The 14642-nt window shown below is 35.1% G+C and carries 14 protein-coding genes and 1 tRNA gene; 1 reads left to right on the forward strand and 14 read right to left on the reverse strand.

What is annotated here, in order from left to right:
* Positions 1 to 47: 47 nt before the first annotated feature.
* The 4 genes from ACYPXO_RS03340 to ACYPXO_RS03355 form a co-directional block, all read right to left on the reverse strand.
* Positions 48 to 135, reverse strand: a tRNA-Ser gene (locus tag ACYPXO_RS03340).
* Positions 136 to 254: 119 nt separating this feature from the next.
* Complete coding sequence (locus tag ACYPXO_RS03345) at positions 255 to 965, reverse strand: lysophospholipid acyltransferase family protein (RefSeq protein ID WP_459639267.1); 711 nt, start codon at positions 963 to 965, stop codon at positions 255 to 257.
* A 5-nt stretch (positions 966 to 970) separates the two neighbouring features.
* Positions 971 to 1522, reverse strand: coding sequence for a Fe-S-containing hydro-lyase (locus ACYPXO_RS03350; RefSeq protein WP_459639268.1), 552 nt, complete (start codon positions 1520 to 1522; stop codon positions 971 to 973).
* A gap of 2 nt (positions 1523 to 1524) precedes the next feature.
* A complete protein-coding gene (locus tag ACYPXO_RS03355; RefSeq protein ID WP_459639269.1) occupies positions 1525 to 2370 on the reverse strand; it encodes a fumarate hydratase in 846 nt (281 codons plus the stop codon).
* Positions 2371 to 2530: 160 nt separating this feature from the next.
* Between ACYPXO_RS03355 and ACYPXO_RS03360 the strand changes: the two genes are divergently transcribed.
* Positions 2531 to 2971, forward strand: a complete 441-nt coding sequence (locus tag ACYPXO_RS03360; RefSeq protein ID WP_459639270.1) for a C-GCAxxG-C-C family (seleno)protein — start codon at positions 2531 to 2533, stop codon at positions 2969 to 2971.
* A 69-nt stretch (positions 2972 to 3040) separates the two neighbouring features.
* Here the strand turns inward: ACYPXO_RS03360 and ACYPXO_RS03365 are convergent, their stop codons facing one another.
* The 10 genes from ACYPXO_RS03365 to ACYPXO_RS03410 all read right to left on the reverse strand — a co-directional run bounded on the left by ACYPXO_RS03365 (position 3041) and on the right by ACYPXO_RS03410 (position 14577).
* Positions 3041 to 3502 (reverse strand): superoxide dismutase family protein, encoded by a 462-nt coding sequence (locus tag ACYPXO_RS03365; RefSeq protein ID WP_459639271.1) that lies wholly within the window; start codon positions 3500 to 3502, stop codon positions 3041 to 3043.
* Between the two features lie 128 nt (positions 3503 to 3630).
* Positions 3631 to 3885 carry a hypothetical protein gene (locus tag ACYPXO_RS03370; protein ID WP_459639272.1) on the reverse strand — a complete coding sequence of 85 codons (255 nt, stop codon included), beginning with the start codon at positions 3883 to 3885 and terminating at the stop codon, positions 3631 to 3633.
* A gap of 8 nt (positions 3886 to 3893) precedes the next feature.
* Positions 3894 to 4964: a galactose/methyl galactoside ABC transporter permease MglC gene (locus tag ACYPXO_RS03375; RefSeq protein ID WP_459639273.1), complete on the reverse strand. Its 1071-nt coding sequence runs from the start codon at positions 4962 to 4964 to the stop codon at positions 3894 to 3896.
* A gap of 15 nt (positions 4965 to 4979) precedes the next feature.
* Positions 4980 to 6479 carry a sugar ABC transporter ATP-binding protein gene (locus tag ACYPXO_RS03380; RefSeq protein WP_459639274.1) on the reverse strand — a complete coding sequence of 500 codons (1500 nt, stop codon included), beginning with the start codon at positions 6477 to 6479 and terminating at the stop codon, positions 4980 to 4982.
* 94 nt (positions 6480 to 6573) lie between these two features.
* On the reverse strand, positions 6574 to 7698 hold the full coding sequence (locus ACYPXO_RS03385) for a galactose ABC transporter substrate-binding protein (protein ID WP_459639275.1): 1125 nt from the start codon (positions 7696 to 7698) through the stop codon (positions 6574 to 6576).
* A 103-nt stretch (positions 7699 to 7801) separates the two neighbouring features.
* Complete coding sequence (locus tag ACYPXO_RS03390) at positions 7802 to 8770, reverse strand: substrate-binding domain-containing protein (protein ID WP_459639276.1); 969 nt, start codon at positions 8768 to 8770, stop codon at positions 7802 to 7804.
* A complete protein-coding gene (locus ACYPXO_RS03395) occupies positions 8757 to 10484 on the reverse strand; it encodes a sensor histidine kinase (RefSeq protein WP_459639277.1) in 1728 nt (575 codons plus the stop codon). The genes ACYPXO_RS03390 and ACYPXO_RS03395 overlap by 14 nt, the downstream gene beginning before the upstream one ends.
* Positions 10465 to 12069 (reverse strand): response regulator transcription factor, encoded by a 1605-nt coding sequence (locus ACYPXO_RS03400; RefSeq protein ID WP_459639278.1) that lies wholly within the window; start codon positions 12067 to 12069, stop codon positions 10465 to 10467. Before ACYPXO_RS03400 ends, ACYPXO_RS03395 begins: the two co-directional genes overlap by 20 nt.
* Positions 12057 to 12974: a DMT family transporter gene (locus tag ACYPXO_RS03405; RefSeq protein WP_459639279.1), complete on the reverse strand. Its 918-nt coding sequence runs from the start codon at positions 12972 to 12974 to the stop codon at positions 12057 to 12059. The genes ACYPXO_RS03400 and ACYPXO_RS03405 overlap by 13 nt, the downstream gene beginning before the upstream one ends.
* A complete protein-coding gene (locus tag ACYPXO_RS03410) occupies positions 12958 to 14577 on the reverse strand; it encodes an amidohydrolase (protein WP_459639280.1) in 1620 nt (539 codons plus the stop codon). Before ACYPXO_RS03410 ends, ACYPXO_RS03405 begins: the two co-directional genes overlap by 17 nt.
* Positions 14578 to 14642: the final 65 nt, after the last annotated feature.

Genomic DNA, 14642 nt, shown 5'->3' on the forward strand with positions numbered 1-14642 from the left:
CAACTTTTTTCATTTTTTTAAATTATTTTTTCAGTTGTTTCAAAGAGCGGAGAAAGAGGGATTTGAACCCTCGCGCCGGTTACCCGACCTATACCCTTAGCAGGGGCACCTCTTCAGCCTCTTGAGTATTTCTCCTGAAGTGTTTTTCAATATGATAGCATCTGTCGTTCACAGTGCATTATTGATTATACTAGAGGTTTTATAACTTGTCAATGTTTTTTTACATGTTTTTTTACATATTTTTTTCTTCTATTTTATTCTTCTCTTTCTACTACTTCCGCAATACGTTTTTTCACTTCATTTGCTATCTCCGTTGTCTTCATATCTTTATATTCTTCATAGTACATAGGTTTCAAAAAATGTACTTCCACATTAACCTGTTTAATTGAATTTGTATCAAACGGTTTAAACGAATTTACAAGCGCAACCGGCACAATAGGACATTTTGCTTTTGTTGCTGCTTTAAAACTTCCTCCTTTAAAGTCTAATAACTTATTTCCCAACTTTGATCGTGTTCCCTCAGCGAAAATCAAATAATTTCTTCCTGACGCCACTTCTTTTGATACATCTATAATTACCTGCATAGATTGTCTTAGATCATCTCTATCAATTAAATATGCTTTCATGCAGGCAAATACCTGTTTTAAAAACTGAATGTTTCCCACTTCTTTTTTTGCCACAACAGAAAAAGGAACGGAACAAGCCTCTACAATGGCAAGTACATCGTACATTCCTTGATGATTTGGATAGAACATAAATCCATTTTCTTTAGGAATATTTTCTTCTCCATGTACATCAATATGCACATTTCCACCTTTGTTGGCACGAAAAACAATGAAACGAAGCATATCATATCTTTTTTGCTCTGCATATTTTTCTACATGTGAAGCGTAATAGCACAGTTTACACCACATAAACGGAACTAATATAATATTTCTAAATACCATTAATAAAATTCTTTTCATTTTATTTAACCTTCTTTGTACTCTTCTATTGCTGTTTCATATAAATTATTTCCCTGACTGTCGATTACAACGATAACAGGAAAATTCTCAACTTCTAATCTTCGGATTGCCTCTGTTCCCAAATCATCATACGCCACTACTTCAGATTTTTTAATACATTTTGACAATAACGCTCCCGCTCCGCCTACTGCTGCAAAATATACTCCTTCATTTCTTATAATTGCTTCTATAACTTCTTTACTTCTCTTTCCTTTACCTATCATTCCCACAAGTCCTAAATCCATTAATCTCGGAGCATATTTATCCATTCTGCTCGCCGTTGTAGGACCGGCCGAGCCAATTACTTTACCTTCTCTGGCAGGAGATGGACCCATATAATAAATAATTTTATTTTCTATACTAATAGGTAAATCTTCATTTCTATCTAAAGTTTCATTTATTCTTTTGTGTGCTGCATCTCGTGCTGTATAAATTGCACCGGTAAGATACACATAATCGCCTGCTTTTAATTCTCTAATAATCTCTTTTTTAATTGGTATCTGTATCTGTTTTTCCATTATTATACCTCCCGAATAATATGCCTGTTTACATGACAACAAATATTTACTGCTACCGGAAGTCCTGCAATATGAGTCGGATATGTGTTAATATGAACTGCTAGAGCCGTAGATGTTCCACCTAAACCTCCAGGTCCTATTCCAAGTTGATTGATTTTCTTAAGCATTTCTTCTTCCAATTCTTTTACATATGGAATTTCAGAATAAGTCCCCGTTTTTCTTGTCAGAGCCTCTTTTGCCATTAACGCACATTTTTCAAATGTACCACCAATCCCTACACCGACAACCATCGGAGGACAAGCATTTGGACCTGCATCTTTTACTGCAGTCAAAATTGCATTTTTCACCCCATCTAAACCATCTGCAGGCTTAAGCATAAATACACGGCTCATGTTTTCACTTCCAAATCCTTTTGGGGCAACCTTTATCTTTACTTTATTTCCCTCTACCATTTTATAATGAATAACTGCAGGCGTATTATCTTTTGTATTTTCACGGATAATAGGATCATTTACAACGGATTTTCTTAGAAATCCTTCGGTATATCCTTGACGTACCCCCTCATTTACTGCATCTTCCAGCAATCCTCCCTCAAAATGAACATCTTGTCCTATTTCCAGAAAAATAACTGCCATTCCCGTATCCTGACAAATCGGAATCATTTCCTTTCCCGCAATTTCCAAATTTTCCTGTAATTGCCCTAAAATCTGCTTTCCCAAAGGTGAACGTTCTGTATTTTTCGCATTTTCCATTGCACAAACCATATCATGTGACAGAAAATGATTCGCCTCAATACACATTTCTTTAATTTGTTTCGTGATTTCATTTACATTTATCGTGCGTATCATATTATCCTCCTATGTTTTCTCTGTTTAGTGTTTATCATAGCATATGTTTTTTAAATAGAAAAGTCACTTCCTTATTTCACAAAAAAATAATTTGATTCTGTTTACTACACCATGATAAAATTTATTTAGTATATTTATTGTTTTATAAAGGAGGTTTTTTATGACAACAAACATAGATATGCAAGCATTAAAAAATGACGCTGTAGAAATTTTCAATCAGGGGTTTGCCTGTTCTGAATCTATAATTTATGCAATTAAGAAACATTTTGAATTGGATTTATCAGATGATGCTATTGCAATGAGTTCCGGTTTTCCATGGGGACTTGGTGGGGGCGGATGCATTTGCGGCGCACTTGCCGGTGGAACAATGTGTCTTGGATACTTTTTTGGAAGACGAACACCAAATGATCCTGCCATTCAAAAATGTTTTCGATTAACAAATGAGTTACATGACTTTTTTAAACAAAATTGCGTGGGAACCTGCTGTAGAATTTTGACTAGAGGATTAGAAAAAAATTCTCCTGAACGCAAAGCCCAGTGCACGCGCTTTGTTGCTGATACGGTTCAGAAAACCGCTGAGATTATATTAAGAGAATTATAAAAGGGACGGGGTAAAACTTAATTGGGGACGTAGTGTTTTTCAATTTTACTACGTCCCCGTTCACAGTTTCTACACAATTTCTCCACAGGCTATTTTCTTTCCTGCATTTCCTGACGGCTGTGTTTTAAAATCATCTGCCATATCATGTATTACAACCGTCCTTCCAACAACATCTTCCGGATAAAATCTTTCCGTATATACCGCACTCCATGAAACTCCATCATTTGCCAATATTGGTGGCAAATCTCCTCTATGTTTTGGATGCGCTGTTTTTTCAGGATTATAATGCTCTCCTGTATTTTTAAAGGAATCTTCCGTATTTCCTGTACACTTCACCCCTTCATGTATGTGAAACCCATAAAAATTTCCATTTTCTTTCTCTTCTGTATTTGGTAATCCATAAATTTCTGTAACAACAAGTGTCCCTTTATACATCCCATAAAAATAGACTTTTCCATGTGTTTTTGAATAATTTTTATTTCCTTTAATCTCTGCATACGCATCCGGAATACCCTTTATATTTTTAATCATATCATCCCTCCCTTATTAGTATATTCTTTAATTAAATATATGTTAATAAGATTTGTACCTCTAAAAAGGGACAGGGCAAAACTTAATTGGGGACGTAGTGAAATCAAAAAACACTACGTCCCCAATTATTAATTATTCTCATTCTTTTTATTTTTTTCACGGTCATAATCGGCCTTACTTATCTTATAACCTCTTACCAGACTAAATACAATTAACCCCACACCAATAATTGCAAACGCAATCATGGCTACAAATAATACAAGTTGCTCTGAACCCGCACTGTCTGATATTCCTTTAAAGATACTATATGCCATATAAAGAATATAAAGTCCGGCCATTCCATATATCGCCAGTCTTCCTTTTTCTCTTGCTTTGTCGCTCATAACTTCTCCTATTTACGAACAAGGTATTTTCTCATATCGATTGCACAAGCAACTAAGATAATTAAACCTTTGATTACATATTGTAAGTTCTGGTTGATTGATAAGAAGTTTAATGCTACGAAGATGATACGAAGGATAAATACACCCATTACAACGCCACGGATTTTACCAGTACCACCTACGAAAGATACACCACCGATAACACAGGCTGCGATAGCATCACATTCATAGTTAAGACCAGTATTTGCCTGGTTTGAACCAATACGTGCTGCTTCAATAAAACCTGTTACAGCGTACATAGCACCTGCTAATGTATGTACTAAAATAATTGTTTTTGCAACATTTACACCAGATACGTTTGCTGCTTCCTGATTTGAACCAACAGCGAACATATTTTTACCAAATGAAGTTTTATTCCAAATGAACCACATTAAAATAACAATAATACAAGCATACCAAACATAGTTTGGAATTGGAACTCCATCGATCTTCAAGACACTACCAGTTACAAAATCTTTAAATGATTGATCTAATCCTGATAATGGCTGTCCATTGTTTCCATTTAACATAATGTACATTAATAAAACACCATATACAATTAACTGTGTTGCCAATGTAACGATAAATGGATGTAATTTAAAGTGTGCTACAAAGAAACCGTTGACTACACCAACAATTGCACCAACTAACACTACGATTAAAATAACAAGTGGAATTGGTAATACCGGTAAATCAGGGAAAATTTTTGTTGGATAATCAACAGCCTGTAATAAAGATGCTGAAATACATGCTGTAAGACCAACTACACGACCTGCTGAAAGGTCAGTACCTGTAAGTACGATACATCCCGCAATACCAACAGCAATTGGAATATTTGCTGCTGAAAGTGAAATAATATTTACAATAGATGATGTACTAACAAATTTAGGGTTTTGTACTGCAGTGTAAATAACTGCAACAATAATTAAGAAATATAATGCATTATTTAACGCAAATTCCTTCCAATATGTTCTTTTATCTTTGCTGTCCAAGGCTTTGTAACTTGCCTGACGTTCTTTTATATTTGCAACTAATCTCATAAAAACGCTCCTCCTCTATACGAATTTTGCCGCAAGGGTCATAATTTCTTCCTGTGTTGTCTCTTTTGCATCAACTTCTCCTGCAAGGCGTCCGCCTGACATAACAAGAATTCTATCACAAATTCCAAGTAATTCCGGCATTTCTGAAGAAACTACCATAACAACTTTTCCTTTGTTTGCTAAATCAAGTATTAACTGATAGATTTCATATTTAGCACCAACGTCAATACCACGTGTCGGTTCATCAAGAAGAAGTACTTCCGGTTCTGTAAGAAGCCATCTTCCGAGAATAACTTTCTGCTGATTACCACCTGACAGAGAACGGATTTTTGTTTCCTGAGTAGGTGTTTTTGTATGCATTGCATCAATAGACCACTGTGTATCTTTTTTCATTGATTTTTCACTTAGATACAAACCAGCTTTTTTATGTTTTTTCAAACTGGAAATAACCGTATTTTCACGAATACTTAAAATTCCAAAAATACCGGTTGCACGTCTTTCTTCTGTTAATAATGCAAAACCATTCTTAATAGATTCTCGTGCATTTCTATTTTTTACTACTTTTCCGTCCAACTTAATTGTACCTGAATGTCTTGTGGCAATACCGAAAATATTTTCCAAAGTTTCTGTACGTCCACTTCCGTCAAGTCCTGCTAGACCTACAATTTCTCCTTTTCTTACATTGAAAGAAACGTCTTTTAATGAAGAATACTGTGCAGTTAATCCTTCTACTTCTAATGCAATTTCTCCCGGTTTATTTGTTTTTGGAGGAAACTGATTAGTTAATTCACGACCTACCATTAATCTGATAATATCATCCATAGATAATTCATCGGCAGGTTTTGTTGCTACCCATGTACCATCACGCATAATAGTAATTTCATCAGAAATTCTCTTGATTTCTGCCATTTTATGTGAAATATAAATAATACCTACTCCGCGATCTCTTAACATATTGATAATCTTAAATAAATGTTCTACTTCTTCTTCTGTAAGTGAGGAAGTAGGCTCATCAAATACGATTACTTTTGAATTGAATGAAACTGCTTTTGCAATTTCAACCATCTGTCTTTGTGAAACCGGCATAGTACTCATAATTCTTTTTGGGTCTACATCGATTTCCAATTCTTTGAATACATCCATTGTATCTTGGTAAATTTTCTTTTCATTTACCATTACTCCGGCAACTTTCGGATAACGTCCAAGCCAGATATTATCCATTACATTACGTTTTAGTGCCTGGTTTAATTCCTGATGCACCATTGCCACACCATTTTCCAATGCCTCTTTAGAATTTTTAAAATCTACTTCTTTTCCTTCTAGTTTAATTGTTCCGCCATCTTTTTTGTACATTCCAAACAGACATTTCATCAGTGTTGATTTTCCCGCACCGTTTTCACCCATAAGCGCGTGTACCGTTCCCCTTTTTACAGTTAAGGAAACATCGTCAAGTGCCTTAACACCTGGAAATTCTTTACTGATATGACTCATCTGCAAAAGAACATCGTTTGCCATGACCATTCCTCCATTCTTTTAGATTTTAGACTTCAAGAAAGCAGCCGTCAAGTTTTGGCAGCTGCTTTCAATATTTGTTATTTTACAGTCCCGATTATTTACCTTCACCTGTATAGATTCCGTAAGGAATATAGATTTTTGTATCAACTTTTTTAGATTTGTTGTATGAATCTGTTCCTTCCATTAAATCTTTTCCTTCAGATGTGTTCTTTGTTAAATCAGCGATACATTTAGCCATACCTTCAGCATCCTGTTTGATTGTACCAACCATTTTTCCGTCAGCAATTAATTTCTTAGCTGCGTCTGTAGCGTCTACACCAAATACTGGAATTGTTTTGTTTGCATCACCTGTGTTCCAACCTTTATCATTTAATGCTGCAATAGCACCTTCTGCCATACCATCGTTATTACAGATAACAAGTTCAATCATGTTTTTATTACCTTCGTTGAACTGTGAAAGGTTTGTAGTCATGTAGTTATTTGCTGCTCCAGCACTCCAGTTACCATCCTGGTCAACCTGATATTTATCTTTGTTTGATGGATCAAAGAACTGTAATTCTGGTTTTCCTGCTTCAGTTAATTTTTTGTTAGCATCTTCTACACCATACTGTGTACGGTAGATTGCTTCAACATTTCCTAACTGTCCCATGAACATAGCATAAGAAATTTTTCCGTCTTTGTTAAGGTCTACTTTGTCATAATTTTTAACTAAGTAATCACCAATCATTTCACCCTGCATATGTCCTGCTTCCGGAGCGTCTGTTCCAACGAATGCACATTTGTCATATGTCTTAAGAACTACACCTTCTTCTCCTTTTGGATCTTCTACTGCACGGTTAAAGAAGATTACAGGTACATCTGCCGCTTTTGCTTTTTCGATAATCTGTGTAGAAGCATCATTTGAGCCTGATGTTACGATGTTAACAACTAATAAGTTTGTTCCTGATTGAATAGCTGTGTCAATCTGTTCATTCTGTGTTGTCTGGTTACTGTTTCCATCATAATCCTGATATTCAACACCCATCTCGTCTAACTGTTTGTCAAGTGCTGTACGAACTGAAGAGATATAAGTATCAGCATATGTGTAATAGAATACACCTACTTTTAAGTCTGATTTTTTGTCTCCACCTTTTTTACCATCGTCAGATGAACCACAACCAACGAGTGTTGCTGCTACCATTGCCACGCAAAGAACAGCTGCTAATAGTTTCTTTTTCATGATTGTTTCCTCCCTTTGCTAATCATTGATGAGGTTATTATAACACAAACTTGTATAAATTCCTATTAAATTATTTATTTTTTTTGTATAATTTTTTACGATTTTATTCAAAAGCAAACAATGTTTTTTGATATTCGTCATCATACATATTCTCTCGAGTGGCACAAATTGTTTCCGTATCTACTCTTTTACTCTTTAACGGAATATCATTTAAAAGATTATATGCGCTTTCTACTCCTAAATATCCCATTGCATATGGGTTCTGTACAATCAACGCATCTACCTCTCCCGTTTCCAACATTCCCACAGAAACCGCATTATTGTCAAAAGCAACTACCTGTACTTTATTCTGCATTCCAAGTTCCTTGACCGCATACCCCACACCCAGACTTGTCCATTCATTAAATGTAACAAGAACGTTCATTTCCTGATGATTTTTCAAAAATTCTTTTGTCTGTTCTTTTGCCTGCTCCACCGTGGAAATAACATTAATTGTTTCCACATTTTTTACACGTTCATCTTTTTTGATAGAATCCTTAAATCCTCTTTCTCTTTCCTGACCATTTTGCGAGTTTTTATCAAAGTTTACAATACCGATATTTAATTTTTCTACCTGATTTCTTAATACGGCTTCTCCTGCCATCTTTCCGGCATTGTAATTATTTGTACTAATTCTGCAATTTACGTTTTTGCTGTTGACGTCACTATCAATGACAATTGTTTTTATACCTGCCTTCACTGCTTTATCGATTGCGTCCGCATTAGCGTTATAATCTACTGCCGAAAATACAATCGCATCATATTTCTCTTCGATTGCCTTTTCAATCATTCTGTTTTGTGTCAAATAATCTTCTTCATTTTCAGGACCTTCAAACAAGATTTCCATGTTATATGCAGTTCCCGCAGCATTTGCTCCCGAACTTACCGCCTTAAAAAAAGCGGAATCTGTTGATTTCATAATAACGGCAACTTTTCTCTTCTGAATATTTTCACTTTTTTCCATTACACAGCCGGATAGGAGCAACATACAAATACAAAAAAATGCAAGTATTCTTTTTTTATTTTTCTCCATAATCATTCTCCGTTATTTTTGGCATACTGATTGTTACACGAGTTCCTTCATCCAATTCACTCTGTATCGTCAATCCGTATTCTTCACCAAAATAAATTTTAATTCTGTCATTTACATTTTTAATTCCTATTCCCACTCTGTCACTTGCGTCTTTGTGTAAAATTTCTTCACACTGTTCTTCTGTCATACCTACACCGTTATCTTCCACAGTAAAGAGAATGGTATCTCCTTTTTGATGTATACCTATATTGATTTTTCCTTCATCTACCATTCTATCTATTCCATGATAAATGGCATTTTCAATAATCGGTTGTAATGTAATTTTATTGCAAAGGTAGTTTAAACATTCTTCATCCACATCAAAAGAGTAGGTAAACTGGTTCTTGTAACGGAAATTTTGAATTTTAAGATAACTTTTTGCGTGTTGCATTTCTTTTTCAATTGTAATAAGTTCATGTCCCCTACTTATACTTATTCTAAATAATTTTGCAAGAGAATTTACCATTTCAACAGCATCCTTATATCGTTCTTCCTCACAAAGCCACGCTATCGCATCCAACGTATTGTAAAGAAAATGTGGATTAATCTGTGCCTGAAGTGCTTTTAATTCCGTTTTCCTCAACGTAATTTCTTCCTGTCTTACCGTTTCTACCAGTTCTTTAATTTGCACGACCATATGCTCAAAGGACTCCGTCAGAGAAGTAATTTCTGCTGTTCCTTCAATCGTTTTAAACTCAAAATTATTTGTATCCTTTTCAAATTCTCGCATGGCATTGGCAAGTTCTTTCGCCGGATTTGAGAAAAGTTTTGAAAAGAAGCGGATAATGATAACCGTAAATAGTACAACTACAAGAAATATAACAAATAATGTTTTCATAATATGGTTGACTTTGTTCGTTATCATCTCATCAATATAACACACACTTATAATTTTCCACTCACAGTTATCCAATGACTGCACCGAGTAAATTGCGTCCTTCTCTATATGAGAGCCGTCTTCCAAATAATTATATTTTTCTTCCTTTAATCCCGCATAAATCAACTGTTGTTGCGGATGATAAATAATATTCCCTTTTTTGTCCGCTATGTAGCAGTATCCATGCTGTCCTATTCCGACTTCATCAATATAGTTTGCAATCTGCGAAAACTGAATATCCAGTGCAATCTGAATCGTTTCACCATCAGCATTTTTCATATATTCCGAAATCGTAACGACCCATGGATAGTATTCTACAAATAAGGATGACACATGAGGCTTTGAAATATTTAATGTATCCTCCCCATTTTTAGAGATATTTGAATTAAAAGAAAGATTTTTAAAAATATTTTGTTTTAATTTTCCCCTATCAGACCACGCCTTTAACAAATTTCCTTGTTCATCATAAGTTGTAATCGCCACAATATCTTTTCGGATACCGATTAAATTATTTAGGTATATGTCCGCTTCATTTTCTCCCTGACTAATATTTTTCTTAATCATTTCCATCAGAACGTCCATATCACTCGTATAATTTTCGACTGTATTTTTTACCTGTAAAATAGCCTGCTCGCTACTTGTAACAACGCTCTCTTCCGTTGTGTTTTTATAAATATTAACGAAAGTAAAGAAAAACATCAGTGTCAGAACAAGTACTATTACGACAACAATGCCTGTAAGCATCTCCGAAAGAGAGATTTTTTTCATTATATTTCGCTTATTCTTTGTTTTCTTCATGATTTCTCCTACAAGCATTCGGAGACATTCCCGTATACTTTTTAAAACAGTAACTAAAGTAATGTTGATCGTTATATCCACATTTTTCTGCTATTTCTCTAATTTTCATTGAAGTACAGAGAAGTAATTCCTCTGCTTTTTCAATTCTTCTCTTTGTCAGTAAATCTTTAAATGTACTTCCGTTTTCCCGTTTAATTACCGCACTAAGATAATTCGGGCTTACCGAGTTTTCACTACTTACATCGGACAGAGAAAGGTTGGGATCCATATACTGCTCATTTATAATTCTAATTGTATTTTCACATAACACTTCACTACTCTTTTTTCTCTGTTCCGATACAATGTTTCGTGCCATTAAACAAATTTCCTCATAATATTTTAATGCTGATTCTGTGCTTCCTGTCAGCACCGGCATATTATAAAACGCAAAATTTGTCTGTATCTTCTGCACTGCATCATTTCCTGCAACTGCATACACAACCTGAAAAACAGATGCAATAAGTTGTACGAAAATAAAATTGATTGCCATTTTGGCGACTTTTTTCTGCTCAATCAATTTTCCAAAAGAAATAAAATACTCATGTATTTCCTCTTGGCTTCCGCTTCGGATTAAATTTTCAATATCCTGTATCGTCTGCTGTACCAATTCCTGATCAAGCGTGTCCATTCTCTCCTCATCACCAATAAAATGAATATTTCTCCTGTTTTTCTTGGAATAACTTATGGCATTCATCGCCTCCAAATAACATTCATGAATACAAGATAAATCTTCTCCTACACGACTTACCCCTATTCTACAGTTCAACCCCATAATTCTCTGTACACTTTGGCTTATATCTTCTACGATGATGTGAAGATATTTATTAAATCCCGCATTGGTTGCACTTAGAAGTGAAACAACCTTTCCCTGCATATATACGCTGGAATGTTTGATATATTTTTTTAAAATCGAATCAATGGCATTGACACTTGTTCTATCTGTACAAACTTCTCCATCCTCATTCAAAATACGTGTTACAAGGACGACATATTTCAACACATCTAAGTTGCCCGACTCAAGCACACCGCACTCCACCGCTTTTTCTGCCAGTCTTCTTTTTTCATCCTCAGAACGCTCTTTTTGAAAACTGTCCAATAATAAAGGCATTAAAAATTCAGATTTTTCCATTTTCTCTGTGCTTGGTGTTTTCGTCGCAAATTCTTCAAATTTTCTTTCAATCTTCAGTTTTATATTTTTTAATTCTTTTGTAATTTCCTCTGATGAAATTGGTTTCAGCATATAACTTACGATATTGTACTGAATTGCCTGCTGTGCATAAGAAAAATCATCATATCCGCTTAAAAATGCAATCTGAATGGTTGGTCTTATTTCCCTTACCTGCCTTGCCAGTTCAATTCCTGATATAAACGGCATTTTTACGTCTGTTAACAATAAATCCGGTTCTAATTTTTCGACAAGTTCCAAAGCATCTTCTCCATTTGCCGCTTCTCCTACAACTTTAAATCCAATATCTTCCCAATCAATTTTTCTAATCAGAGAACGTCTGATTTCTTCTTCATCGTCTGCAATGATTACTGTATACATTGACTCTTTCCTTTCTGTTTAGGCTGATAAATTTCTGAGCCTATCGCCCCCACAACGATAATAACTGCACCTGCTATCTGTAAACCTGTTAAATGTTCATGGAAAACAAAAAAACCCGCAAGAGTTCCGACAACAACTTCCAAAGCAGAAAGTATACTTGTTGTAGTAGCCTCCACATATTGTGTTGATTTTACACAGGCAACATTTGCCACCATTGTACATAAAATTCCAATTCCAAATAAATCCCACAGTAAATTTGTCATCGGTACTTTTGAAATATGTTCGATAACTGCTCCTACATCCATTCCAAACAGCAATACAAATGCCGCTCCCAAAAATCCATAAACAAGTAACGTATCTCTATCATACTCTTTTGCAAAAAATTTCGGAAGTAAAATTTGCAATGCAACACCTATTCCATTTACAATCCCCGCCAAAATTCCAATTGCGTCCAACTTAATGTTTCCGGCTCCGATAATGTTTGCTACAAGTACCGCTCCGGTAAAACATATAAAAATTGTAACTATTTTACTTTTTTCCAATTTTTCTCTAAACATAACCGTACTGAGAATTGCCACCCAAATTGGACTCATAAACATTAATACCGTTGCAACTCCAACCGGAATTCTTGATACGGACACACTGTAACTGACAAAACTTATGCTATAGGCAATTGCTCCGTAAAGCACACAGATAATAAGCCCTTTTAAATTAATTTTTAATGCTGACGGGTTTTTAACAAGTAAAAACAGAAAATATGCTGCTCCCGCCAACGCGCATCGAAAAAAGGAAATCTCTATGTTTGAGAATTGATAGTGGGATAAATCTCTCACGAAAATTCCCATAATTCCCCACATTACAGCCGTTATGACTGCCAGTATAATTCCTTTACTTCTCTGATTCATTTTCATTATCTCCGCTTTTGTAAATTACTTTATTTTCTTTAATCGTCATCACCACTTTAATGTCTGCAAGTTTTTCCTTTTCTGTTTCCAATGGATTTTTATTTAAAACAACAAAATCCGCATATTTTCCTTCCTCTATTGTTCCCTTTTCATTTTCCTCCGAATACTGATATGCAGCATAACTTGTAACTGCTTTCAGCGCATCCAATACAGAAACACATTGATTTTTCCCAATGCTCTGTCCCGTTTTTGATACTCTGTTTACAGCAGCTGAAATGGTACGCATCATATCCGGCGGAACAACCGGAGTATCCTGATGAAATGTATATTTCATTTTTAAATCTACCGCATCTTTTACCGGTGAAATCTGACTACCTCTTTCTTCACCAAAATTTTTCAAATGAATATCTCCCCAATAATATGTGTGGGCAACGAAGAAACTTGGTATCATCCCAATATCTGCCATTCTCTTTAATTGGTCTTTTCTTACAAGTTGTGCATGAACCATAACTGCACGATAAATATCTTTTTCTTTTTGCTCTTTTAATACCTGCTCAAACATAGAAACATACTGTTCTGCAGCCGCATCTCCGTTACAGTGTGCAAGTAACTGTTGTTTTTTATCTAATGCAAGACAAATATATTTTTTTAATTCTTCATCACTATGAATTGGATATCCACGGTAATCGTCTTCATTTTCATATGGCTTTGTCATCCACGCTGTTTTTCCCTGCGGAGAACCGTCCAAAAATACTTTAAATCCTCCAAGTTTAAAATGATTCTGATACTTGTTTGCATACGCCTTTTCTTCTTCAAATATATTTTCTGCCGTCATTATATCGGCATAACCGACTACATCCAAATATAATTTCCCGGTGGATGCCGCATACTGAAGTAGTTGAAATAACGGTTTTCCTACCATTCCGTCCTGGACGGTTGTCACCCCATAACTTGCATACATTTTCTGTGCTTCCTGTATACAAGAAATTAACGTTTCCACAGACTGCATCGGAAGTTTTGACTGAAAATCCAAAAATACCTTTTCTTCCATGTATCCGTCAGGAATATTTGTTCCTTCTATTCTTCCGTATTTTCCTCCTGCACAATCCTTTGTATTTTCATCAATCTTCTGTATTTCCAAACCCTTGCTATTTGTCACCGCCATATGTGATGACGCATGGACAATAAGTACCGGATTTGTATCACTAATCTGATTTAAAATATATTTATCAGGATGGCGTCCTTCCCGTAAAAAATTCTGGTCATAATTACTGCCTATAATCCATGTATCATCAGATAATTTTCTTTTTTCTTTAAAGTTTTTCATCGCCTTTACAATATCTGCAAAATCTTTACAAGAAGATAAATCACACTGTGTCATTGCATTTGCCGTCCCTACAAAATGTGAGTGAGCATCAATAAATGCAGGAAGCATTGTTCTCCCTTGTAAATCAACAGTTTCATCTCCTTCATTTCGCAGCGCCAGTACTTTTTCCTGTTTTCCAACAGAAAGGATTCGACCATGTTCTACACATACCGCCTCTGCACATAGTGAAGTTTCATCCATTGTAATTATTTTTCCGTTAATATAAAAAGTTTTCATACATCCTCCCACAGTTCTGATATAGCAGAAAATCAGAGTGGATATGGAATATTTCTTCCTATCCT

The organism is Faecalimonas canis, from assembly GCF_054601575.1.